At 59.8% G+C, this 26,194-nt stretch carries 26 protein-coding genes and 1 pseudogene; 7 read left to right on the top strand and 20 right to left on the bottom strand.

What is annotated here, in order from left to right:
* Positions 1–323 precede the first annotated feature (323 nt).
* From KW848_RS14895 to KW848_RS14875, 5 genes are all read right to left on the bottom strand, one after another.
* Positions 324–665, bottom strand: coding sequence for a ribonuclease E inhibitor RraB (locus tag KW848_RS14895; RefSeq protein WP_008148805.1), 342 nt, complete (start codon positions 663–665; stop codon positions 324–326).
* 213 nt (positions 666–878) lie between these two features.
* Positions 879–1,112, bottom strand: coding sequence for a hypothetical protein (locus tag KW848_RS14890; RefSeq protein WP_008148802.1), 234 nt, complete (start codon positions 1,110–1,112; stop codon positions 879–881).
* Positions 1,113–1,281: 169 nt separating this feature from the next.
* Complete coding sequence (gene speE / locus KW848_RS14885) at positions 1,282–2,157, bottom strand: polyamine aminopropyltransferase (protein WP_218537314.1); 876 nt, start codon at positions 2,155–2,157, stop codon at positions 1,282–1,284.
* Positions 2,158–2,369: 212 nt separating this feature from the next.
* Positions 2,370–2,561, bottom strand: coding sequence for a PLDc N-terminal domain-containing protein (locus KW848_RS14880; RefSeq protein WP_008148797.1), 192 nt, complete (start codon positions 2,559–2,561; stop codon positions 2,370–2,372).
* Positions 2,562–2,625: 64 nt separating this feature from the next.
* Positions 2,626–3,156, bottom strand: coding sequence for a hypothetical protein (locus tag KW848_RS14875; protein ID WP_046047937.1), 531 nt, complete (start codon positions 3,154–3,156; stop codon positions 2,626–2,628).
* Between the two features lie 178 nt (positions 3,157–3,334).
* On the opposite strand from KW848_RS14875, the gene KW848_RS14870 reads away from it, so the two are divergent.
* Together KW848_RS14870 and KW848_RS14865 are read left to right on the top strand one after the other, a co-directional pair.
* Positions 3,335–4,816, top strand: coding sequence for a methyl-accepting chemotaxis protein (locus KW848_RS14870; protein WP_218537313.1), 1,482 nt, complete (start codon positions 3,335–3,337; stop codon positions 4,814–4,816).
* A 247-nt stretch (positions 4,817–5,063) separates the two neighbouring features.
* Positions 5,064–5,429, top strand: coding sequence for an Mpo1-like protein (locus KW848_RS14865; RefSeq protein WP_111450678.1), 366 nt, complete (start codon positions 5,064–5,066; stop codon positions 5,427–5,429).
* Here KW848_RS14865 and KW848_RS14860 read toward each other — a convergent pair whose 3' ends face one another.
* The 3 genes from KW848_RS14860 to KW848_RS14850 all read right to left on the bottom strand — a co-directional run bounded on the left by KW848_RS14860 (position 5,430) and on the right by KW848_RS14850 (position 7,570).
* The gene (locus KW848_RS14860) at positions 5,430–6,227 is read right to left on the bottom strand and encodes an acyl-CoA thioesterase II (protein ID WP_218537312.1); all 798 of its coding nucleotides are present in this window, start codon (positions 6,225–6,227) and stop codon (positions 5,430–5,432) included. It abuts the gene before it with no gap.
* Positions 6,228–6,450: 223 nt separating this feature from the next.
* Positions 6,451–7,209 (bottom strand): CHAD domain-containing protein, encoded by a 759-nt coding sequence (locus KW848_RS14855; protein WP_218537311.1) that lies wholly within the window; start codon positions 7,207–7,209, stop codon positions 6,451–6,453.
* Positions 7,210–7,291: 82 nt separating this feature from the next.
* On the bottom strand, positions 7,292–7,570 hold the full coding sequence (locus KW848_RS14850) for a hypothetical protein (protein WP_111450681.1): 279 nt from the start codon (positions 7,568–7,570) through the stop codon (positions 7,292–7,294).
* Between the two features lie 221 nt (positions 7,571–7,791).
* On the opposite strand from KW848_RS14850, the gene KW848_RS14845 reads away from it, so the two are divergent.
* Positions 7,792–8,832, top strand: a complete 1,041-nt coding sequence (locus KW848_RS14845; protein WP_218537310.1) for a patatin-like phospholipase family protein — start codon at positions 7,792–7,794, stop codon at positions 8,830–8,832.
* A gap of 133 nt (positions 8,833–8,965) precedes the next feature.
* Here the strand turns inward: KW848_RS14845 and KW848_RS14840 are convergent, their stop codons facing one another.
* The 6 genes from KW848_RS14840 to kdpF form a co-directional block, all read right to left on the bottom strand.
* Positions 8,966–9,664 carry a response regulator gene (locus tag KW848_RS14840; protein ID WP_218537309.1) on the bottom strand — a complete coding sequence of 233 codons (699 nt, stop codon included), beginning with the start codon at positions 9,662–9,664 and terminating at the stop codon, positions 8,966–8,968.
* A 68-nt stretch (positions 9,665–9,732) separates the two neighbouring features.
* The gene (locus KW848_RS14835) at positions 9,733–12,378 is read right to left on the bottom strand and encodes a sensor histidine kinase KdpD (RefSeq protein ID WP_218537308.1); all 2,646 of its coding nucleotides are present in this window, start codon (positions 12,376–12,378) and stop codon (positions 9,733–9,735) included.
* 130 nt (positions 12,379–12,508) lie between these two features.
* Positions 12,509–13,054, bottom strand: coding sequence for a potassium-transporting ATPase subunit KdpC (kdpC, locus tag KW848_RS14830; RefSeq protein WP_218537307.1), 546 nt, complete (start codon positions 13,052–13,054; stop codon positions 12,509–12,511).
* Positions 13,055–13,256: 202 nt separating this feature from the next.
* Positions 13,257–15,314: a potassium-transporting ATPase subunit KdpB gene (gene kdpB / locus KW848_RS14825; RefSeq protein ID WP_218537306.1), complete on the bottom strand. Its 2,058-nt coding sequence runs from the start codon at positions 15,312–15,314 to the stop codon at positions 13,257–13,259.
* Between the two features lie 10 nt (positions 15,315–15,324).
* Positions 15,325–17,019: a potassium-transporting ATPase subunit KdpA gene (gene kdpA / locus KW848_RS14820; protein ID WP_218537305.1), complete on the bottom strand. Its 1,695-nt coding sequence runs from the start codon at positions 17,017–17,019 to the stop codon at positions 15,325–15,327.
* An 8-nt stretch (positions 17,020–17,027) separates the two neighbouring features.
* A complete protein-coding gene (gene kdpF / locus KW848_RS14815; protein WP_007899818.1) occupies positions 17,028–17,117 on the bottom strand; it encodes a K(+)-transporting ATPase subunit F in 90 nt (29 codons plus the stop codon).
* Positions 17,118–17,531: 414 nt separating this feature from the next.
* On the opposite strand from kdpF, the gene eat reads away from it, so the two are divergent.
* Together eat and KW848_RS14805 are read left to right on the top strand one after the other, a co-directional pair.
* Positions 17,532–18,896 (top strand): ethanolamine permease, encoded by a 1,365-nt coding sequence (gene eat / locus KW848_RS14810; protein ID WP_218537304.1) that lies wholly within the window; start codon positions 17,532–17,534, stop codon positions 18,894–18,896.
* Positions 18,897–19,020: 124 nt separating this feature from the next.
* Positions 19,021–19,188 carry a DUF2897 family protein gene (locus tag KW848_RS14805; protein ID WP_111450692.1) on the top strand — a complete coding sequence of 56 codons (168 nt, stop codon included), beginning with the start codon at positions 19,021–19,023 and terminating at the stop codon, positions 19,186–19,188.
* A gap of 43 nt (positions 19,189–19,231) precedes the next feature.
* Here KW848_RS14805 and KW848_RS14800 read toward each other — a convergent pair whose 3' ends face one another.
* Together KW848_RS14800 and KW848_RS14795 are read right to left on the bottom strand one after the other, a co-directional pair.
* Entirely contained in the window at positions 19,232–20,083 is an 852-nt protein-coding gene (locus KW848_RS14800; protein WP_008148761.1) for a DUF1989 domain-containing protein, read from the bottom strand.
* Positions 20,084–20,098: 15 nt separating this feature from the next.
* A complete protein-coding gene (locus tag KW848_RS14795) occupies positions 20,099–20,752 on the bottom strand; it encodes a GntR family transcriptional regulator (protein WP_218537303.1) in 654 nt (217 codons plus the stop codon).
* Positions 20,753–20,928: 176 nt separating this feature from the next.
* On the opposite strand from KW848_RS14795, the gene KW848_RS14790 reads away from it, so the two are divergent.
* The gene (locus tag KW848_RS14790; protein WP_218537302.1) at positions 20,929–21,486 is read left to right on the top strand and encodes a TetR/AcrR family transcriptional regulator; all 558 of its coding nucleotides are present in this window, start codon (positions 20,929–20,931) and stop codon (positions 21,484–21,486) included.
* On the opposite strand, the gene fabF is transcribed toward KW848_RS14790, so the two are convergent.
* The 4 genes and pseudogenes from fabF to KW848_RS14770 all read right to left on the bottom strand — a co-directional run.
* Complete coding sequence (gene fabF, locus KW848_RS14785; RefSeq protein ID WP_218537301.1) at positions 21,483–22,757, bottom strand: beta-ketoacyl-ACP synthase II; 1,275 nt, start codon at positions 22,755–22,757, stop codon at positions 21,483–21,485. The two genes, KW848_RS14790 and fabF, sit on opposite strands and share 4 nt — an antisense overlap.
* 32 nt (positions 22,758–22,789) lie before the next feature.
* Positions 22,790–23,584: an SDR family oxidoreductase gene (locus KW848_RS14780; protein WP_218537300.1), complete on the bottom strand. Its 795-nt coding sequence runs from the start codon at positions 23,582–23,584 to the stop codon at positions 22,790–22,792.
* Between the two features lie 206 nt (positions 23,585–23,790).
* A complete protein-coding gene (locus KW848_RS14775) occupies positions 23,791–24,126 on the bottom strand; it encodes a helix-hairpin-helix domain-containing protein (RefSeq protein ID WP_218537299.1) in 336 nt (111 codons plus the stop codon).
* Between the two features lie 112 nt (positions 24,127–24,238).
* Positions 24,239–24,420 (bottom strand): annotated as a pseudogene (locus KW848_RS14770) (hypothetical protein); the annotation flags it as partial.
* Between the two features lie 431 nt (positions 24,421–24,851).
* Here KW848_RS14770 and KW848_RS14765 point away from each other — a divergent pair.
* Complete coding sequence (locus KW848_RS14765; protein ID WP_218537298.1) at positions 24,852–25,790, top strand: NAD-dependent epimerase/dehydratase family protein; 939 nt, start codon at positions 24,852–24,854, stop codon at positions 25,788–25,790.
* The last annotated feature ends 404 nt before the right edge of the window (positions 25,791–26,194 follow it).

The following is a 26,194-nucleotide window of genomic DNA, read 5'->3' as shown; positions in this document are numbered from 1 at the left end:
TCAGTTGGATAATCACATTGCACGCACCGCACCAATCCTGTGCGGTAAATGCCCCCACCCGATCGCCCCCGCTTCATTGCGAAGCAATGTTGTCGCCTATCACCAGCATAGCCAGAGTTGATTTCACTGCCCGAGAGTCGCTGCGGATAATCCGCGCATTCGCTGAAAATCTTGACGAACTTCCCTTTAGCCGCCTGTTCAGGCGGTTTTTTTTGCGTCGGATTCTTGTTTCAGGGTTTTGCCAGGTGCATTTTCTGCCCCACGAAAACGAAAACGGCCAACCCGAAGGTCAGCCGTTGCTGAGTGTTGTCACTGTTCATAAGCTATGCGAGTCGCCCTCGTACCTCCTGCTTGACGCCCCATCCTTCGATGATGCCGCCCAAAGGCTCGACCACCGCCTCGAAATCCTGCTCAAAATCGCCGATGCCGTCATAAGTGGCGTACATCACTTTGCTCAGTTCCAGGTACCACGCGCCGTCATCGCGCACGCTGATTTGTGCATTCAAGGATTCACCACAGTAATGCCCTGCCGCCCTGCGCGCCCGCTCCTCGTCCGGAAAAATGGCGTAGAACTCGATGGGATGGAATCGTGAAAAGTCGAAGCCGCCTTCTTTCATGCGGCGCAACACGCTGGTGCTGATGTCTTCTTGATAGGCTGTGCTCATGAAACGTCCCCCTCAGACTGATGGATAGACTTTCCGTATTCCCGGCACTCGCAACCGAATGGGGCGAGCGATGCGGCAACAACGTTGCCGGTGGGAAGCAAGCATGTAGCTGACAAGACCAGACCTTAGCGATCCGTTCGCTGATCTCGGTTGCAGAGTAGCCTCAAGATAGAGCCACTGCCAAGGTCTGGTTAGAAATGTGACAGGAGATGTTCAGATTGGCGTGATGCTGAGGATTTCAATGCTGTTCTGGGTCTTCAGACTTTTGACAGTCGGATCATCGGCGCGCCCTTCCAGATCGTTGAGGTCCAGTTCGGCAGCCACAGGCAGGCACCGGGCGCGAATGAGCTTCGCGGCTTGCTCGTTGTTCGGGCATTCATCGCTCTCGAACACCTCGTCAACTTGTTCACCGTGATCATCAACGAAAGTGACTTTCCACTTTTGCATCAGGTGCCTCCTCGATAAAACCCATGGATGGGCTTACATGTATCTCGACATTCTTCCCCGGCCAATCGTTCAACCGGACCTTCTACTTCTATAAGTGAAGCATGAAAAAAGGGCCGTCTGCGGTGTGTTTTCACACAACCTGAGAGGGCCCTTTCTGGTTTGCTCGATATCAGTCGTTGCTAGGCTTGTTCACAGCCTGCAGGACGTATTGCGGCAAGGCGAACGCGCCGATGTGGATTTCCGGGTTGTAGTAGCGGGTGATGATGCCGCTGCCGACGAAGCGCTGCTGCAGGGTTTCGCGGGACAACTTGCGATAAGCGGTATTGGTCGCGCCCCAGGCGAAGGTCATGGCGCCGCCGATGTAGGTCGGCACGGCCGCCTGATAGAAGTGCCAGTCCGGGAACAGGCTACGCAGGCGTCCGGCTGTGGTTTTGACTTCTTCGATTTGCATGAACGGCGTGCCGTTCTGGGTCACCAGGATGCCGCCTTCGTTCAGGCAGCGACGGCAGGCCTGGTAGAAGTTTTCCGAGAACAGCACTTCGCCCGGGCCGATCGGGTCGGTGGAATCGGAAATGATCACGTCGAATTTTTCGCTGGTGGTGGCGACGAAACGCATGCCGTCGTCGATCACCAGGTTCAGGCGCGGATCAGCGAACGCACCCTTGGAGTGGTTCGGCAGGAATTTCTTGCACATGTCGACCACGGTGCCGTCGATCTCGACCATGGTGATGTGCTCGATGCTGCGGTGCTTGGCCACTTCACGCAGCATGCCGCCGTCACCGCCACCGATGATCAGCACGCGCTTGGCGGTGCCATGCGCCAGGATCGGTACGTGGGTCAACATCTCGTGGTAGATGAATTCGTCGGCTTCGGTGGTCTGGATCACGCCGTCCAGCGCCATGACGCGGCCCATGCGCGGGTTTTCGAAAATCACCAGATGCTGGTGTTCGGTACGCACTTCGTGCAGCAGTTTTTCCATGCGAAAACGCTGGCCATAACCTTCGTAGAGGGTTTCCAGGTACTCGCTGGTCGGGGTGTTGCTCATGGGAAGTGCTCCGATGAATGCGGATGGCAAGACGCGAATACTACGTCGCAGCACATGACAGGTCGAACCTTCGTCTGTCGGGTAGGCATGGAACAGTGTGGGAGCGAGCCTGCTCGCGATAAACGATAACGCGGTTTACAGGGAAACCGCGGCGTCTGCATCGCGAGCAGGCTCGCTCCCACAGGGGAAAGGTGTCGGCTTTGGGTGCGTATTCAGATCCGGACGTTTCCTCGAGGCCCGGCGATGGCCCAGATGATCAGGCCCAGCACCGGCAGCAGCAGGATCAGCAGCACCCAGATGATTTTCATCCCTGTGTCGGCACCACTTTTGAGCACGTTGATGATTGCCCAGATATCCAGGGCAAGAATAATCAGGCCAATCAGACCATTGAACGTGGAACCCATGGTGTCGCTCCCTAAGAGTGGTTTGCACTCTTAGGATAGCCGGGCCTTGCGAGGGTTCCGTTTTTTAAACGTGGACGGCGATTTTGAGGGCTTCCAGCGAGGGTGCGGCAGCGATGCCGACTTTGGCGCACAACTCGAGTACGCGCGGCACGTCGTTGCCGTAGACCAGCACCACTTGCAGTTCGTCGTCGAGCAACTGACTGAAGTTCATCAGCGTGTAACCGCCGTTTTCCTTGTTCATGCTGCCCATCTGCACCTGAATGCGATTGAGCGCGGTCAGGGCTTCAGTCTTGGCCAGTTGCTTGGGCTTGATATTGAAATCAACCCCGGGACCGAACGAGGAAACGATCTGGGCGAAAAGGTCCACATAGGTGTCGGCCTGGAACAGCACGGTCTCTGGAAGGCTGCCGACGACGACCCACTCACCCAGCGGAATCGGGAACGTTTCGTCGTAGTTGATATCCGGATTGGCCGTCAGAAAAGCCTCGGGATCGGCGTAGGCCTGGGCCGCTTCGTCAGCGACTTTCAGGATTTCGTCATCGCTCATGCACCCGGAGCTTATTTTGCTGATGAGTTCGACGAGTGCGGCTTTCATGGGGCGGAATCCTGTAGCGAGGGAATTTTGAAGGCGCGAAGGATAGCGCATTACGCCCCGCAATTCCTGTGCGCGAGCATGGCCGGGATTGTTGACCCACATCAAGATCCAGCCCCCTGAGTAGCGGCACAATAATGGCACCTTGCCAAAACTGTTTCCGCTATCAGAGAAGACCTCCATGGGTGCCTGGCTTAGCAATATCTCGCTGAAATACAAATTCTGGGCGGTCAACGCCGTCGCCTTCGTCACGACCTTGCTGCTGGTGTTGTACGCCGTACAGCTCGAACAACAGGCCCGCAGCCATGCTTACCAGGCATCAGCACAAGCCCAGGCGCGACTGCTCAGCGCCTGGCCCGCCGGGCAACCGCTCCCCAAAGCCGATAACGTGCTGACGTTCAGTCGCGGGCAAGCACCGTTGCTGAACGGGCAGCCGGTACTGGAACTGGCCGATACCAACGGCTGGGTCGCAATCAATGCCATGCCGCTGTTCGGCGACAACCCGTTGATGGGCGCTGAAGTGTTTACGCGCCCGGAGGGCAACCAGGTCGCAGTGATTGCCCATGGCCCGAGCATGGCCCAGGTATTTGGCGAGCGTTTTCCCAACTACGCCGTGGCGGTAGCGATCTTGATGCTGGCGATGCTCGGCGCTTCGCAATTGTTGATCCGCTTCCTGCTCAGCCAGCTCAATACGCTGAAGGACGTGATGCTCCACGTCGAGAAAACCGGTGACCTGTCGGCACGCGTGCCGCTGGCCTGCACCGACGAAGTCGGGCAGATGGCCAATGCCTTCAACGCCATGCAGGCCGGTTACCAGCGAGTGGTCAATACCGTCGCCAGCACCGCCCGGCAACTGGATGTCGGCGCGGCACGGCTGGCGTCGAGCATGAACGAGGTGCGTCACGGCATGCTCGGCCAGCAAAGCGAAACCGATCAGGCCGCCACGGCGATCAACGAAATGACCGCCACGGTCTATCACATTGCCCAGCACGCTGGCGCCACCCGCGACCTATCGCAAACCGCCGATACCTTGGCCGGCAGCGGGCAGGAAGTGGTCAGTCGGGTGCAGAAGTCGATTGCCGGCCTGTCCAGCGGGGTACAACAGACTGCCGAGATGATTCAGCGTCTGGCCGAGGACAGTCAGAAGATCAACGGCGTGGTCAGTGTGATTCACAGCATCGCCGAGCAGACCAATCTGCTGGCGCTGAACGCAGCGATTGAAGCGGCCCGTGCCGGTGAAATGGGTCGCGGGTTTGCGGTGGTCGCCGATGAAGTGCGTAACCTGGCCAAACGTGTCCAGACCTCCACTGACGAAATCACGATCATGGTTTCCGCGTTGCAGGCCGGGACTCGGGACGCGGTGGATTTCATGCAGGAAAGCTCGTTCAAGGCCGACGATTGCGTGCAGCAGGCTCAGGAGGCCGGTGCCGCATTGGCAGAAATCACCAGCGCCGTGGCGCAGATGCGCGAAAGCAACACGCAGATCGCGGTGGCGGCCGAGCAGCAGAGTCACGTGGCCGAAGAGATGAATCGGGCGGTGGTGAGCATTCGGGATGTGACCGAGAACACCGTGCAGCAGACCGTGGATTCGGCGACTACCAGCAATGAGCTGGCAGCGTTGGCGGGGGAATTGAGCAAGGCTATAGGGCAGCTGAAGCTGTAAGGGACCCTTCGCGAGCAAGTCGGATCGCCGCACCGCCGCTCCCACAGGTAATGCGCAAATATTGAAATAGCGCAAATCCTGTGGGAGCGGCGGTGCGGCGATCCGACTTGCTCGCGAAGGCGTCAGCCCGGTCACCATCAAATCCGAACATGACACCTATCACTTCGATAGCCAGCCTTGATTCGCCGACGGGTTTGCCCCGGCCTATTCTTTGTTCAAGAGCCTCAACGAACCAAGGATTACCATCATGGGCAAACGTCACCCCAACCTCCCCGCCTGGCAATGGCGAGCGTACCCGAACAATCATCAGCACCCGACCAATCTGGTGCTGCACCTGATTGCCGTGCCGCTGTTCATCGTGGCGTTTCTGCTGATTGTCTCGGGAGTGTTCGGTCTGAGCTTCACCAATATCGCGATTGGCGTCATCGGCCTGCTCGCCGCCCTCGGCCTGCAACGCCACGGTCACACCTTGGAAGCGCAAGCCTCCGAGCCGTTCAGCGATCGCAAAGATGCCGTGTCGCGCTTGCTGGTCGAGCAGTTTCTGACCTTCCCACGGTTCTTCCTGAGCGGCGGCTGGTGGCGCGCCTGGCGTGAGCGCCACCGTCGTCACTGATCAGGCGAAAATCGTCACCGTCTGCCGGCTCATGGCAATCAACTGACCGTCCGCGTTCCACAATTTCGCGGCCGCATGACCGTAGCCGTCAGCGGCATGTTCGATTTCAACCAGGTATTTGCACCAGTCCAGCGTGCTCAGTTCAAGCAACGGCTGGACGAATTCGATGGTCCAGGTCAGCGTGCTGCCCATTGCCGGTTTTTTCAGGTGCGGCAACAGCGCCGGAGGCCAGGCGTCGACCAGCGCCAGGATATGCGACTCGCTGACCGCTTCTTCCTTCACGTCCCCACGCAAGCGCACCCAGCCACCCATCTCGCGGGATTTGTTGCCGGTGAACGGCAGACCGCCGACGCTCCAGCGCATCGCCAGATGCTGCATGAACTCCGGGAGTACCCCTTTGATGAACGGCAGTTCCTGACAATCGTCCCAGTGCTTCATCTCGGGTGCCGGTTCGGCGATCACCGCCACTTCCGACGGCCGCGAGGCGCCGAAGCTGCCCTGGACCAACGTCACCACCTGGCCCTTCTGCATCGCCCGACCCAGCACCTGGCTGACCGCTTTGCCTTCGCGCAACACATCGACTTCAAAGCTGACCGGCACTTCAGGCTCGACCGGGCCGACAAAGGTAATCGCCAGCGAACGCACCGGACGATCCGCCGGGACTTTTGCGCGCATGGCTTCGTACTGCAAAGCGGCCACCAGGCCACCGAAACTGGCACGTCCCTGAGCCCATTCGGCCGGGATAGACAGCTCAAGCGGCTGGCGGCGGACAGCGTCGAGCAGATCGGAAAAGCGCATGGAAACCTCAGAGCGGGAAAAGGATGAAGGAATCTTAACCAGCCCGCGAGGATGGCACAGCGCTTATTCCAGCCAAAAGCACTGACAGATGAGCCGCACTTGGCTTGAACACAATCAATGTGGGAGCGGGCTTGCTCGCGAAAGCGGTCTGTCAGTCACATCTGTTTTGGATGTGCCGCCGTCTTCGCGAGCAAGCCCGCTCCCACAGGGCATCGGTAGTGTTTCAGGATTTGAAACAGTCAGCGCTGAGTTTGTCGAGGACTTGGTCGGCACGGCCTTCGGCCTTGGCCATGGCGGTTTTCCAGGCCGCGACGCAGGGCTGCAAATCGGTTTCCTGCTCGGCCATGGCCAGCCATTGCAAGCAATCGTGCCAATCGCCCAAGGCACCTTGCGCGGACTTCAAGCGCGGCATCGCCGCTTTCGGCAATCGATCCAGTTCGGGATAGGCTTCGATGCCGTAACGCACGCGCTTGATCAGCAGGCGCAAACGGTGGCGATCATGTGCCGGATCGTGCAGGGCTTTGTCGAGTTTTTTCCACTGCTTGGCCAAGCGTTTTTCGATGTGCCGACGCAACCCCTTGACCAGGCCCTGACGCTGGGAGGCCCGCAGAAAACGCGGAAAGGCGTCGAGGATCATCAGCAACTGCGCCACTTCAGGGCTCGTCGCGACCGCCGGGTAAGCCTCGGCCATCTGCGCCATACGCCGATAGGCAGCCTGGGGTTGATCATGCTCGAGCAAGCACGCCGCCAGCACTTCGCGATCGCGCAACGGCGTGGTCAAGTCGCCGACCCGGGACGCCGCCGCTTCCAGCTGTTCGACCCCGGGCAAGCCGCGCAATGGCCGCAGCAAACTGCGCAAACGGCGAACCGTGGTGCGTAGATCGTGCAACGCTTCAGGGTCGGTGCGGGCACTCAAGCGTGCCTGACAGGCCAGCAAACGGACTTCCAGGCCCAGGACATGAGCCACCAACCGGTTAATCATGGGGGTTTACTCCGTAAACAGCTGCAAGCCGCCAGCCGAATTCCGGGGCGACTGACCTATTGCTTGCAGCTTAGAGCGGCTTTCAGCGCCCTGCGCGCGATTCACGAATATAAAAACGCGCCTTCTCGGCCTTCCTGGAGCAACCCTCATAGGCTTCGAATTGCTGCTGGGTCTTGGCACCGGTCAGTAACGAAAGTGCCTTGGAGTAGCTGACGGTCCCGGCAAAGCCCTCGACTTTGGCCAGGTCCAGCTCATGCCAGGCAGCGTCGAGTTGGCTACCGCAGCTGTCACGGTAAGCGGTTTTACCGGCACAACCGGCGAGTGCCAGGGCAATCAACGGCACACAGATCCAGACTTTCATCACTCACACCTCAAAGATAGGTAAACATGCATGCAGGTAAGACGGTCTGGCGCGTGAAAAGTGCCTTGGCCCCACCTTGGAAACTCTAGCGCTCGCGAGAATACCCATTCGCCTTCCTGGAGTGTCAAAAAACGACGCACTGGCCGCGCCGAACGACCATAGCGATTGAAGCTTGCCCCTCGATGGGTGCATTGTTGAACCTTGTCAGACGAGGGCGATTCATGAAAAAGCGTGTCGCACTGGTGCTGGGCTCAGGTGGGGCCCGGGGCTACGCCCATATTGGGGTCATTGAAGAGATCGAACGGCGTGGCTACGACATCGCCTGCATCGCCGGATGTTCCATGGGCGCAGTGGTGGGCGGGATCTATGCCGCCGGCAAACTCAACGATTATCGCAACTGGATCGAAAGCCTGGATTACCTCGACGTCTTGCGTCTGGTGGACGTCAGTTTTCGTCTGGGCGCAATTCGCGGGGAAAAGGTTTTCGGGCAGATACGCAAGATCGTCGGCGAGATCAATATCGAAGACTTGCGCATCCCCTACACGGCCGTGGCCACCGACCTGACCAACCAACAGGAAATCTGGTTTCAGGAAGGCTGCCTGCACCAGGCCATGCGCGCTTCGGCGGCGATTCCCAGCCTGTTCACCCCGGTGATGCAGGGCAACCGCATGCTGGTGGACGGCGGCATCCTCAACCCTTTACCGATCGTGCCGGTGGTGTCGAGTCATTGCGACCTGATCATCGCGGTCAACCTCAACTCCACCAACCAGCGCCACTATCAACTGCCGGTGATCCAGCGCCCGGCGGCGTTCAAGACCCGCTTCGACAGCCTGATCAGCTCGCTCGGTTCAAAACTGCCCTTCCGCCGTAAACAGGCGGAACAGTTGCTGCTGCTGGAAAAGGAAGCGTTGATGGCAGAAGCGGCCGAGATCAACCCGTGGATCGAATCCGCCGAACCCGAAGCCCAGCAACCGGCTGCCGCCCCTGAACGCGCCGGCGCGCCGAAGTCCGCTACCGGCTCGTTCATCATCGACAACGTCGGTCCGGCGTCTTTGCTGGACCTGATCAACCAGAGTTTCGAGGTGATGCAAACCTCATTGGCGCAGTACAAGATCGCCGGATATCCGCCGGATATTTTGATCAACGTGCCAAAGCGAGTGTGCCGGTTTTTCGAGTTTTACAAGGCGCCGGAATTGATCGCGCTGGGGCGGGAGATTGCGCGGGATACGTTGGATCGGTATGAGAATGAGCGGGATTCCTGAGGTCCTCGCGTGAGTTTCAGGGCCTCTTCGCGAGCAAGCCCGCTCCCACATTTTGACCGTATCCAACAGGAGGACTCGGTCAAAATGTGGGAGCGGGCTTGCTCGCGAAGGCATCAGATCAGTCAACACAAAACTAAAGACTGCCTTCACTCAACAGCCGATACCCGACCCCAGCCTCGGTGACGATAAACCGCGGCTGAGTCGGATCATCCGCCAGTTTCTGACGCAGGTGCCCGACCACAATCCGCAAATAGTGAGTGTCCTCGGTATGGGTCGGCCCCCAGATATCCTTGAGCAGTTGCTGCTGGGTGATGACCCGCCCCGGATGCCGCGCCAGTTGCGCCAGCACCGCGTATTCCTTGCGGGTCAGCGCGACTTCGGCGCTGTCGAGCAACACCCGGCGATACGCCAGATCCACGGTCAACGGGCCGAACGTCAATGCCGCTTGTTGAGCTTCTCCCGCCGGAGCCTGACGCAACAACGCACGAACCCGGGCCAGAAATTCCTGAATGCCAAACGGCTTGGTCACGTAGTCGTTGGCGCCGTTGTCGAGCGCTTCGACTTTCTGCCCTTCACTGGCGCGCACCGAGAGCACCAGCACCGGCACCGTCGACCACTCACGAAACTCGCGCAGCACTTGCTGGCCGTCCATGTCCGGCAGACCGAGGTCGAGCACCAGCAAGTCCGGTTTATTCAGCGCAGCCTGGGCCAGGCCTTCGGTGCCGGTGCCGGCTTCCAGCACTTTGTAGCCCTGGGAAACAAGGCTGATGCGCAGGAATTTACGGATCTGCGGTTCGTCGTCGATGACCAAAATGGTCGCGGTCTGGCTCATGAATTCACATCAACACAAAGAAGTGGCAAGAGAGTAGCGCAAGCGCGATCAGGCTTCACTTTCGGCTCTTAATTTTCAAAAGCTGGCTGAGCCTGCAACGGCAGGTGCAAGGTGATGCAGGTGCCTCGGCCTTCAATGCCATCGGCGACGCTGATCCGCCCGCCGTGAGCACCGACCATGCCCTGACAGATCGCTAGCCCCAGCCCGGTGCCTTGCCCGCCACGATCACCGCGCGCGGCGGTGTAGAACATGTCGAAAATCTTCGCCCGTTCTTCCTGCGGAATCCCCGGCCCCTCATCGCTCACCGAAAAAAACAGTTCGCTGTCATCGGCCCCGGCGCGCAATTGCAGGCGACCGTTAGGCGGTGAAAACCGCGCGGCGTTTTCCAGCACGTTGACCAGCGCCTGTTCGATCAGCGCGGCGTGGACGTACAGCAACGGCAACTCTGGCGGCACTTCGGTGGTCACTTGCAATGGCGCCAGCACGGCGCGCAGACGATTGAGCGAACTGCCGACGATGTCGGCCGGCGACACCCAGTCCCGCGCCAGCTTCAGGGCGCCGTGCCCGAGGCGGGTCATGTCCAGCAGGTTCTGGATGTAGCGATCGAGGCGCTCGGCTTCATCGCGAGTGCCTTCAAGCAGTTCGCGGCGATCCTCCAGCGGGATCGCCTCACCGAGGGCCAACAGGCTGTCGATGCTGCCGCGCATGGAGGTCAACGGCGTGCGCAAATCGTGGGACACCGAGGCCAGCAAGGCACTGCGCAGTTGCTCGGTTTCGCCATGCAGCCGGGCGGCTTCCAGGTCTTCGGCCAATTGCGCCCGGGCCAGCGCCTGGGCCAGCGGCTGGCTCAGCGCGGTCAACAAACGCCGACGCTGACCGCTCAAGGTCTGTCCCTCTTTGGCACACACACCGAGCAGTGCCAGCGGCCCGTCTTCCACCGACAACGGCCACCACCACCAACGCCCGAACGGCAGCGTGCCGGTGCCCGCGCCGGCCGGTTGATCGTGTTGCCAGGCCCAATCGGCGGCAGCGCGCTCGGCTTCGGAAAACTCCAACGGGCCTCCGGTTTCGACTTTCCAGCCGCCCTGCCCGTCTTGATTGAGCAGGCAGATTTGCAGATCGCTCCAGCCATCGAGGTGCTGCGCCGCTGCGCTGACCACCGCCTGGCGGTCGGTGGCGGCGGTGAGTTTGCGCGACAGGTCGAGCAGTTCCGTGGTCTCTTCCTGGGTGTCGCGCAGCGCCTGCAATTGCCGCCGTTGCCGGGCCGCGAGGTTACCGGTGAGCGCCGCCATCAGCAGGAAGAACAGCAAGGTCAGCACGTCTTCTTCGCGCTGGATGGCGAACGAGAAATTCGGCGGGATGAACAGAAAGTCATAGGTCAGAAACGACAGCGCCGCACAAGCCAGCGCCGGGCCCAGGCTGCTGCGCACCGCCACCAGCAACACCGCGGCGAGGAACACCAGCGAGATATTGGGCAGCGGCAAGACACTTGCCACCGCCCAGGCCAATGCGGTGGCGAGCACCGTCGCCACCAGCGCCAGCGCGTAGTCGAACCACACCAGTGCCTGCGCCGAACGCTGGCGCGGCTGATGTTGTTCGTGATCGCTGTCGAGGACGTTGATTTCCAGCCCGCGCGCATCGCGCAGCAACCGTGACGCCAGACCGCCGCCGAACAACCGTCGACGCAAACGCTGCCGGGACTGACCGACCAACACCAGACTCGCGCGGCGTTCAGCGGCATGCTGGATCAGGGTTTTCGCCACCTCGCCGGCGCGCAGCAGCACCACTTCGCCGCCGAGGCGTTCGGCCAATTGCTGGGCGCTTTGCAGGCGCAGCCGCGACTGCTCGTCACGCACACTGCCGTTGTCCACATGCACCAGGCTCCACGGTAAATGCCGACGCTGGGCGACGCGACTGGCGTGACGCACCAGACGCTCAGCCTGTGCATCGCCATCGACGCCGACCAACAGGCGACCGCGTACCGCTGGCGCCGCTTGGCCGAGCTGGCGATAGCCCTGGGCCAAATCATCATCGACCTGAGCGGCGGCGGTTTGCATCGCCAGTTCACGCAGGGCTGTGAGGTTGGTCTGGGTAAAGAAAGCGTCGATGGCCGCCCTCGCCTGCTCCGGCACGTAAACCTTGCCATCGCGCAGACGCTCGAGCAGCTCGCGCGGCGGCAGGTCGATCAGCAGCAGTTCGTAGGCTTCTTGCAGCACCCAGTCCGGCAGGGTTTCGCGGACCTGCACACCGGTGATGCCGCGCACTTTGTCGTTAAGACTTTCCAGATGCTGGACGTTGACCGTGGTGTACACGTCGATGCCTGCCGCGAGCAGTTCCTGAATGTCCTGCCAGCGTTTGGTGTGGCGACTGCCGGGGGCGTTGCTGTGGGCCAGTTCGTCCACCAGCACCAGTTTCGGTTTGGCTGCGAGCAGGCCGTCGAGGTCCATTTCTTCGAGCATCACGCCACGGTATTCCGAGCGCACCAACGGCTGCTGCGGCAAGCCGCCGAGCAGCGCTTCGGTTTCGGCGCGACCGTGGGTTTCGACCACGCCGGCAATGACTTTCACGCCCTGACGCAGTTGGGTGTGGGCCGCTTGCAGCATGGCGTAGGTCTTGCCGACACCGGGTGCGGCGCCGAGAAAAACCTTGAGCCGGCCACGGCCGTCGCGGGGCAGGTCTGCTAACAGCGCGTCGGCGCGGCCGGAGTCACTCATGCTTGGGGATCTCTTTAATCAGATGTTGGTGTGGTGTCTGTGAGGCCGTCTTCGCGAGCAAGCCCGCTCCCACAGGAGAATGCATTCCAATGTGGGAGCGGGCTTGCTCGCGAATGGCCGCACCGCAGATCTACAGCTTTTCCAACGCCATATTCAGCGCCAGCACATTCACCACCGGCGGCCCCACCAAGGGCTGCTCGATGTGCGCATCCATCAATTGTTGAAGGGTCGCTACCGGCAGATTGCGCGCCGCTGCAACACGCGCCAGTTGATAGGCAATTGCGGCCGGTGGCAAGTGTGGATCAAGACCACTGCCGGAGGTGGTGACCATCGCCAATGGCACCGGACCCTGGCCCGACACCTGCAGTTTGTTGGCATCGTCGATCACCCGAGTGGCCAACGCCGGGTTGCTCGGCGAAAGGTTGCTGGCACTGCTCGACACGGTGGCAAATGCACCGGCCGATGGCCGTGGATGGAACCAGGCGTCACCGACGAAATCTTGCGCAATCAGCGACGAGCCGCGGACCTTGCCATCAGCGTCGTGGACCAGACTGCCGTTGGCTTGATCGGGGAATGCGACCTGGGCAACACCGGTAACCACCAGTGGATAGGCGACGCCGGTGATCAGGGTCATCAGGACAAGCAGGCTCAAGGCCGGACGTATCATTGTGGACATTTCAAAATCCTCGATTCGACTAGGAAGGCACACACATCATCTGTGGCGAGGGAGCTCGCTCCCGCTCGGCTGCGCAGCAGTCGTAAACCCGGTGAATGCAGTGTGCCTGAATAAACACTTTGGCCTGAGGGGGGGGGCCGCTTCGCAGCCCAGCGGGAGCAAGCTCCCTCGCCACAAAAGCCCCAGCCTCAAGCACCAACCGCTAAACCAAATGCAACGCCGTCAACAGCATGTCGATCGCCTTGATCCCCACAAACGGCACCACAATCCCGCCCAATCCATAGATCAACAGATTGCGTCGCAGCAATGCCGCCGCACTCGCCGCCTGCACCCGCACGCCGCGCAATGCCAATGGAATCAGCACCACAATGATCAAGGCGTTGAACACGATCGCCGAGAGAATCGCGCTCTGCGGACTGCTCAGGTGCATGACGTTCAGCACGCCCAGTTGCGGGTAGATCGAGGCGAACAGCGCCGGCAAAATCGCGAAGTACTTGGCCACGTCGTTGGCGATGGAAAACGTCGTCAGCGCACCACGGGTCACCAGCAATTCCTTGCCGATCTGCACCACGTCCAGCAGCTTGGTCGGATCGCTGTCGAGGTCGACCATGTTCGCCGCCTCACGTGCCGCTTGCGTGCCGTCGTTCATCGCCATGCCCACGTCCGCCTGGGCCAGGGCCGGGGCGTCGTTGGCGCCGTCGCCGCACATGGCGACCAGGCGACCGTCGTTCTGCTCGTGGCGAATGCGCGCCAGTTTTTTCTCCGGTGTGGCTTCAGCCAGCACGTCATCGACGCCCGCCTCGGCGGCAATCGCTGCAGCGGTCAGCGGGTTGTCGCCGGTCACCATGACAGTGCGAATCCCCAGTTTGCGCAGTTCGGCGAAACGCTCGCGGATGCCGGGTTTGACCACGTCCTTGAGGTGGATGACACCGAGCAATTTACCGTCGGCGCAGACCAGCAACGGGGTGCCGCCGCTCTGGGCGATCTTGTCGATTTCCCGGGACAGCGGTGCGGCCAGATCGGCGCGTTTCAGGCCGACGAAGGCCAGCAACGAATCCACCGCGCCTTTGCGATAGACCCGGCCCTGATAGTCAACGCCAGACAAGCGGGTTTCAGCGCTGAACGGCACGGCAGTCAGCACCTCGGGGGACGGCTCGGGTTGCGGGTGAAGACCGCGCAGGTACTCGACGATCGATTTGCCTTCAGCCGTGTCATCGGCCAAGGAGGCAAACAACGCGCCCTCGGCCAGTTCCTTGGCAGTGACACCCGGCGCGGCGTACACCGCGGTGCAACGACGGTTACCGAAGGTGATGGTGCCAGTCTTGTCCAGCAGCAGGACGTGTACATCCCCCGCCGCTTCCACCGCACGCCCGGATTTGGCGATCACATTCAGGCGCACCAGACGGTCCATCCCGGCGATACCGATGGCCGACAACAGACCGCCAATGGTGGTCGGAATCAGCGTGACCAATAACGCCACCAGGAACACCAGCGGCAGGCTGCCGTTGGCGAAGTGGGCGAACGGTTGCAGGGTGACGACCACCAGCAGGAAGATCAGGGTCAGGCCGATCAGCAGGATGTCGAGCGCCACTTCGTTCGGGGTTTTCTGGCGCTTGGCGCCTTCGACCAGGGCGATCATGCGATCGAGTGTCGACTCGCCCGGGTTGGCGGTGATCCGCACCAACAGCCAGTCGGACACCAGTCGGGTGTTGCCGGTGACGGCCGAACGGTCGCCGCCGGATTCGCGAATCACCGGCGCGGATTCACCGGTAATCGCCGCTTCGTTGACCGCGGCGATACCTTCAATCACCTCGCCGTCACCGGGGATCATTTCCCCCGCTTCAACGCGGACCACATCGCCCTTGCGCAGGCTGGTGGCCGGCACGACTTGAAAGGCGCCGTTGCTGGTTTTGCGCCGGGCACTCAGGCCTTCGCTACCGGCCTTGAGGCTGTCGGCGCGGGCCTTGCCGCGACCTTCGGCCAGTGCTTCGGCGAAGTTGGCGAACAGCACGGTGAACCACAACCACAAGGCGATTTGCGCGGCGACAAAAGTCGGCACGGCGCTGTCGGGAATGAAGCACAGCACGGTGGTCAGGATCGCGGTCAGTTCGACCACCAGCATCACCGGCGCGCGCTGCAATTGCCGAGGGTCGAGCTTGACGAAGGCTTGCACCAGCGCCGGACGCCAGAGGGCCGAGATCGCGGTTTTCGGTTGTTCCGGCGCCTTGACGGTGGCGGCTTTAGTTGCGGGCATATTCATCATTGACTCCTTAGAAGCCCATGCTCAGATGTTCAGCGATTGGGCCCAGCGCCAGGGTCGGCAGAAAGGTCAGGCCGCCCACCAGCAAAATGGTCACGGTCAGCAAGGTCACGAACAGCGGGCCATGGGTCGGGAAGCTGTTTTGGCCGATCGGTGCGCTTTTCTTCATCGCCAGGCTGCCGGCCAACGCCAGTACCGGGAGGATGTAACCGAAGCGACCGATCAACATGCCCAGGCCCAGCATCAGGTTGTGGAACGCGGTGTTGGCACCGAAGCCGCCAAACGCCGAGCCGTTGTTGGCGCTGGCCGAGGTGTAGGCGTACAGCAACTGGCTGAAGCCGTGGGCACCGGGGTTACTCACCGCCGCAACCGGACCGGGCAGGCTCGCGGCAATCGCGCCGAGTACCAGCACGCCGACCGGCATCACCAGCAAGGTCACGACCAGCAACTGGACTTCCTTCGCCTGCAGTTTCTTGCCGAGGTATTCCGGCGTGCGGCCGATCATCAGGCCGGCGAGGAACACCGCGATCAACACGTTCAGCAACATGCCGTAGAGCCCGGCACCGACGCCGCCGAAGATCACTTCGCCGACCATCATGTTGACCATCGCGACCATGCCGCTCAGCGGGTTGAGGCTGTCGTGCATGCCGTTGACCGAACCGTTGGACGCCGCCGTGGTAGTCACCGACCACAGCACCGTGGCGGTGGTGCCGAAACGCGCTTCCTTGCCTTCCAGCGGCGCGGTCTGTTCGACGGCGACATTGTTCAGGGTCGGGTTCGGCTGGTATTCAGCCCACAGCGATGTCGCGCCGCCGATCAGGAACAGGGCCAGCATGCAGGCGATGATCGCGCGACTCTGACGCAGGTCTTTCACGTAATGGCCGAAGGTGAACACCAGCGCCACCGGAATCAGAATGATCGAGCCGACTTCAAACAGGTTGCTCCACGCCGTCGGGTTCTCGAACGGGTGCGCCGAGTTGACGCCGAAGAAGCCACCACCGTTGGTGCCCAGTTGCTTGATCGCAATCTGACTGGCGGCCGGGCCGAGCGGGATCACCTGATCGACGCCTTGCATCGTCACGGCATTCACGTACTGAGCGAAGGTTTGCGGCACGCCCTGCCAGACCAGATACAGCGCCAGCAGCAGGCACAGCGGCAGCAAGCCGTAGAGGGTGGCACGGGTCATGTCGACCCAGAAGTTGCCGAGGGTCTTGCTCGACTTGCGACCGATACCGCGACACAGGGCTACCAACACGGCGAGGCCGGTGGCGGCGCTGACGAAGTTCTGCACGGTGAGGCCGACCATCTGACTCAGGTAGCTCAGGGTCGCTTCGCCGCTGTAGGACTGCCAGTTGGTGTTGGTCATGAAGCTGACGGCAGTATTGAACGCTTGCGTCCACTCCTGGCCCGGCAGGTTTTGCGGATTCAGCGGCAAGTGATCCTGAAACAACAGGATCGCGAACAACAGCAAAAAGCCCGCGAGGTTGAAGGCGAGCAAAGCCAGGGTGTATTTCTGCCAGCTCTGTTCGGCCTGCGGATCAACGCCGGCCACCCGATAACACCCGCGTTCCACCGGTCCGAGAATCGGCGAAAGCCAGGTGCGCTGACCTTCCATCACCTTGTAGTAGAAGCGCCCCAGAAACGGTGCCGGTATCAGCACCAGGGCGAAGAAGGCGAGGATCAGCCAATAGTCATAACTGTGCATAGCTGCTCCTAGTTCCGGTCCGCGCGCAACAGCGCAACCAACAGATAAATGAACAGCCCCACTGCCAGTAGCAGTGACACCCCGTCCAGAACGCTCATGGAAGTTCTCCGTGTTACGGCGTATTGCCGCGTGTGGAGTCATTGTCGGTAGGGAGGCTGTAAAGGAACGAGAGCGAGGGTGTTGGCTGGGCATAAAGAAAGCGTAAAGAGTGGGTTTATGCCGGCGTTACACGGTGACCGGACGAGCCTCTTCGCGAGCAAGCCCGCTCCCACAGTTGATCGGCGTCGAACACAAACTCTTTGTTCGTTGGAGATTAACTGTGGGAGCGGGCTTGCTCGCGAAGGCGGCATTACGGCCAACAACGCTCCCAACTGGCGCACAAGACACTGACGTCCAGCACCGAATATCCCCGATACGACAGCTTTCGGCGCTTTACGACGCACAAATACAAAATGGCACGCCCACTGCAAACGCCCTCCCCCGAGCTTTCCAAACCGTTCAGGGAGCAACGCATGAACACACAACTCAAACCCACGCTGGGCACGTTGCACTTGTGGGGCATTGCGGTCGGGCTGGTGATTTCCGGTGAATACTTCGGCTGGAGTTATGGTTGGGGCGTGGCAGGCACACTCGGTTTTCTGGTGACGTCCTTCATGGTCGCCACGATGTACACCTGCTTTATTTTCAGTTTCACCGAGCTGACCACCGCGATCCCTCACGCTGGCGGTCCCTTTGCCTACAGCCGCCGCGCCTTTGGCGAGAAAGGCGGATTGATCGCGGGGCTGGCGACACTGATTGAATTTGTCTTCGCCCCGCCGGCCATCGCTCTGGCGATCGGTGCGTATCTGAACGTGCAGTTTCCAGCACTTGATCCGAAACACGCAGCGGTCGGTGCCTACATCGTGTTCATGGGCCTGAACATCCTCGGGGTGAAACTGGCGGCGACCTTCGAACTGGTGGTCTGCGTTCTCGCAGTGGCCGAACTGCTGGTGTTCATGGGCGTGGTCGCCCCGGCGTTCAGCTTCAGTAACTTCGCGCTGAACGGCTGGGCCGGCTCCGATGTATTCGGTGCGCCGGCGATTGCCGGGATGTTCGCGGCAATTCCGTTCGCTATCTGGTTTTTCCTGGCCATCGAAGGCGCCGCCATGGCCGCCGAAGAAGCCAAGGATCCGAAACGCACGATTCCGAAGGCCTACATCAGCGGCATTCTGACGTTGGTATTACTGGCGATGGGCGTGATGTTCTTTGCCGGCGGCGTCGGTGACTGGCGCACCTTGTCGAACATCAACGACCCCCTGCCGCAAGCGATGAAAACCGTGGTTGGCGAAAGTTCGGGCTGGTTGCACATGCTGGTGTGGATCGGCCTGTTCGGCCTGGTGGCGAGTTTCCACGGGATCATCCTCGGCTACTCGCGGCAGTTCTTCGCCCTCGCCCGGGCCGGTTATCTGCCGGTGTCCCTGGCCAAGTTGTCACGCTTTCAGACCCCGCACCGGGCAATCATCGCCGGTGGCGTGATCGGCATTGCCGCGATTTATAGCGATGGTTTGATCAACCTGGGCGGCATGACGCTGACGGCGGCGATGATCACGATGGCGGTCTTCGGGGCGATCGTGATGTACATCATGAGCATGCTCAGCCTGTTCAAACTGCGCAAAACCGAACCGAATCTGGAGCGCACCTTTCGCGCGCCGTGCTATCCGCTGGTGCCGCTCATTGCGCTGGTGCTCGCAGTGGTCTGCCTGGTGGCGATGGCCTGGTTCAACACCTTGATCGGGTTGATCTTCCTGGGCTTCATGGCCGCAGGTTTCGTGTACTTCTTGCTCACGGCGCAACTGCGTGCCGATGCGCCGGCAGACGCGATGCTGACAGGGCTCTAAACAGGCGAAGTGCGGCTGTCAGAACAGGCATAGAATGGAACCACTGCGAAAATTAATCGCTCAAAGTGGTATGCACGATCGATTGGCGAAATCCGCCAATCGGCCTGCCCTCAAGGAGAGCCCTATGCCCTGGTATGCCTGGTTGATTCTGATCGTTGCAATTGGCTCGATCGTTGGTGGTTTGATGATGCTGCGTGACACCGCCAACAAGGTCGAGTTGACCGAGGAGCAACGCAAACGCGTCGCTGAACGCAACGCGCAAGCGGATGCCAAGGATGCGCAGGACCGCTAAAACAAAACCCTGTCATTCACATTGAATGACAGGGTTTTGCGTTTTACTTCTCCCAATCGGCCTTGGCGATGTGCAGGCCATGCAGCCCTTTGTATGCAGCCCGTTCCGGCTGGCTCCAGCCCTCAAGCAACGAATCTTCCAACCGATAAATCTCCACCCCGAGCGGGCGACACACGCTTAGCGGGTCCTGCGCATCCGGCCCCCACATGGCCAGCGACAGATCGCCGCCCGGGCAGGTCGAGAGCGCACACAGCAGATCGATTTCGGCAAAAAACTCCAGGTAATCGCCCTTCTGTGCCGGACAGGCTTTCATGAAGTACATGTCGTCGTGATTCAGGCCCGTGCACTGGAAAATGTTCAGCACGTCATGCACGTCGAACTCGGTCAGGCCATGAGGCAGCACCGCGCGGGTCAGGTTCGAGTGGCAGTGATGGTGGAAGTCTTCGCCGGTGAGCATTTTGTTCACATAAGGGTCGCAGCGGGTGCCGAGCAAATCGTGTAAACGACCGCCATGTTCGTCGATGCCGTAACCGGCCAGGCTGTCATCGGTGATGGTCACCAGCGGCCGCAGAAAAGGCAGGTTCGACCATAGCCGGTCATGGGTGCTGACGTGTGCGCCCTGTAACTGCCGGGTCCGCGCCGCCCACAAACGCTCCCGTGGATCGTTGGCATTCCAGACGTTGAAATCCCCGACTTGCGGGCCAACAGGCGTGGTCACCCGGAACACATGCCCGGCCGGCACTTTCCAGGCGCGACCGGTACGGATCGGCACCTCGAACTCTTCGATCAGCGTGCGCCCGTCCTTCTTGTCGCGGATCCGTTCGTAGAAGGCTTTGTCCACCTGCAAGGCGGAACCTTTGCTGACTTGATAGGCCGCCGGATAGTCTTTGTACATGGCACGAATCCTCGATCAGTGATGGGAAGAACGGGTAAGCATCTGCAACAGGAGGTGTTCGGAATCGTCGAGATACAGGCTCATGGCATCCTCGGCCGCGGGTTTGTCGCCCTCGGCCAACAACTCATGGATCTGCCGGTCACGCGCCAGCCAGGGCGCCTGAAAACGTGACTCATCGGGGGCGGTGCAGAACACCAGGCGCAATTGCGCGACGACGTTGGTGAAGAACTCGTCGAACAACGGACTGCGCAGCAATCCGACGATGTGTTGATGAAAGGCCAGGCTGTGGGTGCCGACGGCGCGCCAGTCTTCGCGCTCCCGGGCAAGCTCGGTGGCTTCCAGGGCTTCGAGCATCCGGTCGGATTGATAGTCGCGCAGCGGCTGACTCGCGCTGATGGCCTGCAACTCCAGAGTGCGCCTGACCTTGAACAGATCTCGCACGTCCTCGACGCCCAGCCTGCGCACCATCACGCCCTTGTTACGCACATAACGGGTCAGACCTTCCTGCCCCAGGCGATGCAGCGCTTCGCGAATGGTATTGCGGGAGGCGTTGTAGGCGGACACCAGATCGTTTTCCACCAACGCCATGCCCGGCAGCAAACGGCCGCCAATGATGTCAGCGCGCAACTCAAGGGTGATCTGGTCAGCCAGGGACAGTCCGCTGTTCATACTCATTGCCTCGTGATTGTTCAACAATCGTCTGTCAATGAGTAATCACTATTCGTGCCAGTTCGCTCAAGACAGCAGGACGGAGTTGGACTCATCTGCATGCTTTTTAGAAGTAGAAGTACAAACACCATACAATTTTCATTGGTTAATATGGCGCATTGTTGCGGAGATACCCGATGCGCTACTCGCAGGACCATAAAGCCCAGACCCACCAACGCATCATCAAGGAAGCGTCAGCGCGCTTTCGCCGCGATGGCATTGGCGCGACAGGTCTGCAACCGCTGATGAAAGCACTGGGCCTGACTCACGGTGGTTTCTACTCGCATTTCAAGTCCAAGGACGAACTGGTGGAAAAGGCTTTGCAAGCCGCGGGCGAGCAGGTCGATATGATTTGCGCCGAGCTCTTCGCCCAGGATCGTCCGCTGGAAGCGTTCATCGACGCCTATTTGTCCGAATGGCACCAGACTTCACCCGATGAGGGTTGCCCGTTGCCGACCATGTCATCGGAACTCGGCCTGCGGGGGCAGCAAAGCCCGACCACTGACGTGGTGCTCAACGCACGGCTTGAACAAGTGCAAGGCACGCTTGAAGACGAGGACGCCGCCGACCAAAGCATCGTCATCATGTCGACGCTGGTCGGGGCTTTACTGCTGTCACGCAGTGTCGAGAATCCCGAGCTGGCTCAGCGGATTCTCGACGTGACTCGCGCCTATCTCAAACAACCCCGGGACTAGCCCTCCCAGCGCTTGAACAGCACGCTGGCATTCACCCCACCAAACCCGAAGCCGTTGGACAGCGCGTATTCGATAGCCATCGGCCGCGCCTGGCCGTGGACAATGTCCACGCCTTGGGCGGCGGGGTCCGGGTTGTCGAAGTTGAGGGTGGCCGGCACGACCTGATCGCGAATTGCCAACAGCGTGAAGATCGCCTCGATACCGCCCGCGGCACCGAGCAAATGTCCGGTGGCCGATTTGGTCGATGTCACGGCGATTTTGTTATCCGCACCGAACAACGCCTTGATGGCCGCCAACTCTCCCAAATCCCCGACCGGTGTCGAGGTTGCGTGAGCATTGAGATGCTGCACCTGCGCCGGCGAAATACCTGCCTGGGCCAATGCCAGCGACATCGCCCGTTGTGCACCGCTGCCATCCTCGGGACCTGCCGTCAGGTGATAGGCATCTGCACTGGTGCCGTAACCGACCAGCTCCGCCAACGGTTGAGCACCACGAGCCAGGGCATGTTCCAGGGATTCGATCACCAGAAGGCCAGCGCCCTCCCCCATGACGAAGCCATCGCGGTCACTGTCGAACGGCCGCGAGGCACGTTCCGGGGTGTCGTTGAAACCGCTGGACAACGCGCGAGCAGCGGCAAACCCGGCGAGACTGACGCGATCGATCGCCGCTTCCGCGCCGCCACATACCGCGATGTCTGCCTCGCCACAACGAATCAACCGCGCCGCATCACCAATCGCCTGGACCCCGGCCGCGCAAGCGGTCACCGGCGCACCCAATGGGCCCTTGAAACCGTGCTGGATCGACACATGACCCGCGGCGAGGTTGACCAGAAATGAAGGAATGGTGAACGGCGACAGGCGTCGCGGCCCACGACTGTCCGTGGTGCGCACCGCATCCGCTATCGCCCCGAAACCACCCACGCCGGAGCCGATAATGGTTGCCGTACGCTCCTGGGCATTGGCGTCCGCCGCTTGCCAACCGGCCTGCTCCAGCGCCTGACGCGCAGCTTCCATGGCGAACAGAATGAAGCGGTCCATCTTCTTCTGCTCTTTGGGCGCCGTCGCCCGGTCCGGGTCAAAACCCGCCTCGGGATCATCAGCCAGCGTCGGCACTGCCCCCCCGACCTTGGCCGGCAAATCGGCCACCACCTCATCCGGTAAATTGCGCAACCCGGAACGTCCAGCCAACAGACGCGACCAGACGGCTTCGACGCCAGAACCCAATGGCGACACCAAACCCATGCCCGTTACCACTACTCGACGATCACTCATACCGCAAATACCTCAAGCCGATTCATGACGCCTCACGTGTAACGCGCGGCGGCCTTACTCTTGGAAAGATTCGGCGCCATGACAAGACGCGCCGCAACGAAGGCATCCCAGTCGGCCACATCCGGCAACGAAGGAATGGTGATCAACTCACCCTGATCCAGACCCGACAACGCAGCATCGACCATGTCCCCGGCCTCCATGACCATATCCGCCGGAATCTGGGTAGCATCGAAACCGGAACGCTCGAAGATTTCGGTGCGTGTTACACCTGGCAACACGGCCTGCACCTTGACCCCGGTGCCCTCCAGTTCGGCGTTCAACGATTGAGTCAGACTTAACACATAAGCCTTGCTGGCGCTGTAAGTTGCATTGAAACGCTCTGGGAACAACGCAACCACTGATGCAATGTTGATAATCGTCCCGCGGCCCGCCTTGGCAAAACTGGCGGCCGCTGCCGAGGCCAACCGCGTGACCGTTGTCACGTTCAGTTGAATCAAACGTTCCAGCTGATCCATGTCGGCATTGGCCAACAAACCTTCAGCGGCGACACCGGCGTTGTTCAGTAACAGGCTGATACTTGAATCACTGCGAAGACGCTGTTCAAGCTTCAGCACCTCATCCTTTTGCGTCAGATCAGCCTTGAGCACTTCGACTTGAACGCCATGCTCGGCGCGCAACCTGGTAGCCGCTGCTTCCAGCCGCTCTTGGTCACGGGCGACCAATAACAAATCAAACCCACGCGCCGCCAACCGCTCGGCGTAAATCGCACCGATGCCGGAAGAAGCACCGGTGACGAGGGCCGTACCTTGGGACTGGACAGAGTTCATCACTGTACTCCTGGGGAGAATGCCTAGGGAAAGACAAGCGCCTGAGTCTCAGAGCGCTTGGCGGAAAGCAATTTATTATAGTCATAATTTAAGGCGTATATGATAGCTGTAATTTTTCACGTAGCGACAGAAGGCGCACCCTCCCAGCGTTCGCCAGAAAGCAAAAAGGCCGATCAATGACCGGCCCCTGGCGCTGACGTATAAGCTTAGTTCACCTCAAGCTTCTCGCGATTCTTATCCAGAATCGCTTTACCGATTCCCTTCACTTCGAGCAGCTCATCCACGGACGCAAACGGCCCATTACCCTCACGATAAGCAACAATCGCCTTGGCCTTGGCCTCGCCCACACCGGACAACTCGCGCTGAAGGGTTGGCGCATCGGCCTGATTCAGATCGACCTTGCCAGACTGTGCCTTGGGAGAAACTTCCAGCACCAAGGGTGCGTTGCCAGCCTCGGGCTTGACCGTCGGCGCAGCAATGGCGGCAATAGAGGCGCTGGTGAGCAGGGCGAAAACCAGAGAGTAGAAATAGCCAGTACGCATAAATGAAGCTCCATGACATCGATTGAGAAAGCAGCTTTTCCGAAGCTGCCTTCCAAACTTAGGCGATATCTGGAGCCTGTCAAAAATGTGTCCGTTACAGGATGTGAAACAATCAGGGTTCGAGGCGACGTTGCTGGTAGATCCAGTCGACGATATCGCCATCAGGGGTGTAGCCGCTGACGGTTTCGCGCAGGAGCTGGCGGACGCGAGCGTAATCATCCGTATGTTGGCCGTCATGATCATCGGAAGTTGCGTCGCTGCCACGCTGTCGCCGATCAGCAACTCTTCGTAGAGTTATTTCTTGGTGAAAAGCCTCGGACAGCGCAGATAAAACAGACCAAAACATTATCATCCTGATCTCGACGTTGGCAGAGAACTTAGCACTGTCGTGCACGTCGAGATACCAAAACGTATCTCACTACTGCAAGCGTTTTTGAAGGTCCAGAGCGGGCAAGACTCAGCTCTATCAGCGCGTCAATAACGCACTGGCGTCGATCCTCCTAAACCTGGAAAACGAACGAGGAAAGACCGTTTGAGCACAAACACGACTCGATTGCGTAGCGTCGTTATGGGACACTTACTGTCGCTGAGCATCAGAAAACCATACAGCCCTACACCACCCAAAAGCCACTGTTTCTGGCTCCGCTCGCAAAAAACTGCGTATTCCAGGGCACAAGCTGTGCTCACGGCACAAAACCCCGACATCATTTGATAGGTTTACCATCATGGCTAACGCCCCTATTTTAATCACCGGCGGTGCCGGTTTTATTGGCTCCCATCTGACCGATGCTTTGCTCGCCAAAGGCTACGCAGTGCGAATTCTCGATGACTTGTCCACCGGAAAGCGCAGCAATCTGCCGCAAGAAAATCCACGCGTCGAATTTGTCGAAGGCGATGTAGCCAATGCCGCTTTGGTTGCGCGGGTCATGATCGGTTGTCGGGCAGTTGTGCATTTAGCCGCAGTGGCTTCGGTCCAAGCCTCAGTAGACGATCCTGTTCGCACCCACCAGAGCAACTTCATAGGTAGCTTGAACGTCTGCGAAGCTATGCGCCAAGCTGAAGTCAAACGTGTGGTATTTGCCTCGAGTGCCGCGGTATACGGCAACAATGGAGAAGGGCAAGCTATCGACGAGGAGACACCTAAGGCGCCGTTGACACCCTATGCCTCGGACAAACTAGCGAGCGAGTATTACTTCGACTTCTACCGACGCCAGCACGCTCTTGAGCCGGTTGTGTTCCGTTTCTTCAATATCTTTGGCCCACGCCAAGACCCTTCCTCACCCTACTCGGGGGTGATTAGCATTTTCAGCGAGCGGGCGCACAAAGGTATCCCCATTACAGTCTTCGGCGACGGTGAACAAACCCGAGACTTTGTTTATGTGGAAGATTTGGTAAAGGTGTTGGTGCAAGCCATCGAAGCACCGCAGGTCGAAGTGGGCGCAATCAATGTCGGAATGAATCAAGCCACCACACTCAACCAGATGCTGGAAACATTGGCCGAGGTAGTAGGAGAACTGCCACCAGTCAGCTATGGTTCGGCGCGCTCCGGAGATATTCGCCACTCGCGGGCAAATAACCAACGACTTCTTGAAAGATTTAAACTCCCCGAGCAGACACCGATGAAGGTTGGATTAGCCCGGCTGTTGGGCACAGAGGTTTGTTGAATTATTGAATAATACCGACACCAGATTACGTGAAAACTTAGCTTCTGACGCTTTTCAAATCAACTGCTCCACCTCTTCATATTTTCACGATGACGATAAGGAGCGGGGACATCTTGAAAAGCGTATGCAAATAAGCTGATATTCAGAAGTGGAAGATATAAACAAGACTGGTTTGGTCAAACGCATCACTTTGCACTCAGACAATGACGAAAATACCCTACATGATTCGACACTGGGTATTTTCTTTAGCCATGATTGTTGCTGGGCTTCCATAAAATCGGAGCTCACCGAGTTCAAATAACAACGTCAATTACTCGACCGACCTCAACTTTGCAACCCTCTTGCCAAGCATCACCTCCCCCATCCTTGATCTTTAGCGACTCATCCATCGACGTAAAAAGCAC

It is taken from the genome of Pseudomonas sp. PDM25 (assembly GCF_019219045.1).
Taxonomy (GTDB): domain Bacteria; phylum Pseudomonadota; class Gammaproteobacteria; order Pseudomonadales; family Pseudomonadaceae; genus Aquipseudomonas.
This window is presented reverse-complemented; position numbering and strand designations above follow the sequence as displayed.

Excerpts from the sequence above, each read along its gene's own strand:
- KW848_RS14895 (WP_008148805.1), bottom strand. The coding sequence starts at position 665 with ATGAGCACAGCCTATCAAGAAGACATCAGCACCAGCGTGTTGCGCCGC.
- KW848_RS14890 (WP_008148802.1), bottom strand. The coding sequence starts at position 1,112 with ATGCAAAAGTGGAAAGTCACTTTCGTTGATGATCACGGTGAACAAGTT.
- speE (WP_218537314.1), bottom strand. The coding sequence starts at position 2,157 with ATGAGCAACACCCCGACCAGCGAGTACCTGGAAACCCTCTACGAAGGT.
- KW848_RS14880 (WP_008148797.1), bottom strand. The coding sequence starts at position 2,561 with ATGGGTTCCACGTTCAATGGTCTGATTGGCCTGATTATTCTTGCCCTG.
- KW848_RS14875 (WP_046047937.1), bottom strand. The coding sequence starts at position 3,156 with ATGAAAGCCGCACTCGTCGAACTCATCAGCAAAATAAGCTCCGGGTGC.
- KW848_RS14870 (WP_218537313.1), top strand. The coding sequence starts at position 3,335 with ATGGGTGCCTGGCTTAGCAATATCTCGCTGAAATACAAATTCTGGGCG.
- KW848_RS14865 (WP_111450678.1), top strand. The coding sequence starts at position 5,064 with ATGGGCAAACGTCACCCCAACCTCCCCGCCTGGCAATGGCGAGCGTAC.
- KW848_RS14860 (WP_218537312.1), bottom strand. The coding sequence starts at position 6,227 with ATGCGCTTTTCCGATCTGCTCGACGCTGTCCGCCGCCAGCCGCTTGAG.
- KW848_RS14855 (WP_218537311.1), bottom strand. The coding sequence starts at position 7,209 with ATGATTAACCGGTTGGTGGCTCATGTCCTGGGCCTGGAAGTCCGTTTG.
- KW848_RS14850 (WP_111450681.1), bottom strand. The coding sequence starts at position 7,570 with ATGAAAGTCTGGATCTGTGTGCCGTTGATTGCCCTGGCACTCGCCGGT.
- KW848_RS14845 (WP_218537310.1), top strand. The coding sequence starts at position 7,792 with ATGAAAAAGCGTGTCGCACTGGTGCTGGGCTCAGGTGGGGCCCGGGGC.
- KW848_RS14840 (WP_218537309.1), bottom strand. The coding sequence starts at position 9,664 with ATGAGCCAGACCGCGACCATTTTGGTCATCGACGACGAACCGCAGATC.
- KW848_RS14835 (WP_218537308.1), bottom strand. The coding sequence starts at position 12,378 with ATGAGTGACTCCGGCCGCGCCGACGCGCTGTTAGCAGACCTGCCCCGC.
- kdpC (WP_218537307.1), bottom strand. The coding sequence starts at position 13,054 with ATGTCCACAATGATACGTCCGGCCTTGAGCCTGCTTGTCCTGATGACC.
- kdpB (WP_218537306.1), bottom strand. The coding sequence starts at position 15,314 with ATGAATATGCCCGCAACTAAAGCCGCCACCGTCAAGGCGCCGGAACAA.
- kdpA (WP_218537305.1), bottom strand. The coding sequence starts at position 17,019 with ATGCACAGTTATGACTATTGGCTGATCCTCGCCTTCTTCGCCCTGGTG.
- kdpF (WP_007899818.1), bottom strand. The coding sequence starts at position 17,117 with ATGAGCGTTCTGGACGGGGTGTCACTGCTACTGGCAGTGGGGCTGTTC.
- eat (WP_218537304.1), top strand. The coding sequence starts at position 17,532 with ATGAACACACAACTCAAACCCACGCTGGGCACGTTGCACTTGTGGGGC.
- KW848_RS14805 (WP_111450692.1), top strand. The coding sequence starts at position 19,021 with ATGCCCTGGTATGCCTGGTTGATTCTGATCGTTGCAATTGGCTCGATC.
- KW848_RS14800 (WP_008148761.1), bottom strand. The coding sequence starts at position 20,083 with ATGTACAAAGACTATCCGGCGGCCTATCAAGTCAGCAAAGGTTCCGCC.
- KW848_RS14795 (WP_218537303.1), bottom strand. The coding sequence starts at position 20,752 with ATGAACAGCGGACTGTCCCTGGCTGACCAGATCACCCTTGAGTTGCGC.
- KW848_RS14790 (WP_218537302.1), top strand. The coding sequence starts at position 20,929 with ATGCGCTACTCGCAGGACCATAAAGCCCAGACCCACCAACGCATCATC.
- fabF (WP_218537301.1), bottom strand. The coding sequence starts at position 22,757 with ATGAGTGATCGTCGAGTAGTGGTAACGGGCATGGGTTTGGTGTCGCCA.
- KW848_RS14780 (WP_218537300.1), bottom strand. The coding sequence starts at position 23,584 with ATGAACTCTGTCCAGTCCCAAGGTACGGCCCTCGTCACCGGTGCTTCT.
- KW848_RS14775 (WP_218537299.1), bottom strand. The coding sequence starts at position 24,126 with ATGCGTACTGGCTATTTCTACTCTCTGGTTTTCGCCCTGCTCACCAGC.
- KW848_RS14765 (WP_218537298.1), top strand. The coding sequence starts at position 24,852 with ATGGCTAACGCCCCTATTTTAATCACCGGCGGTGCCGGTTTTATTGGC.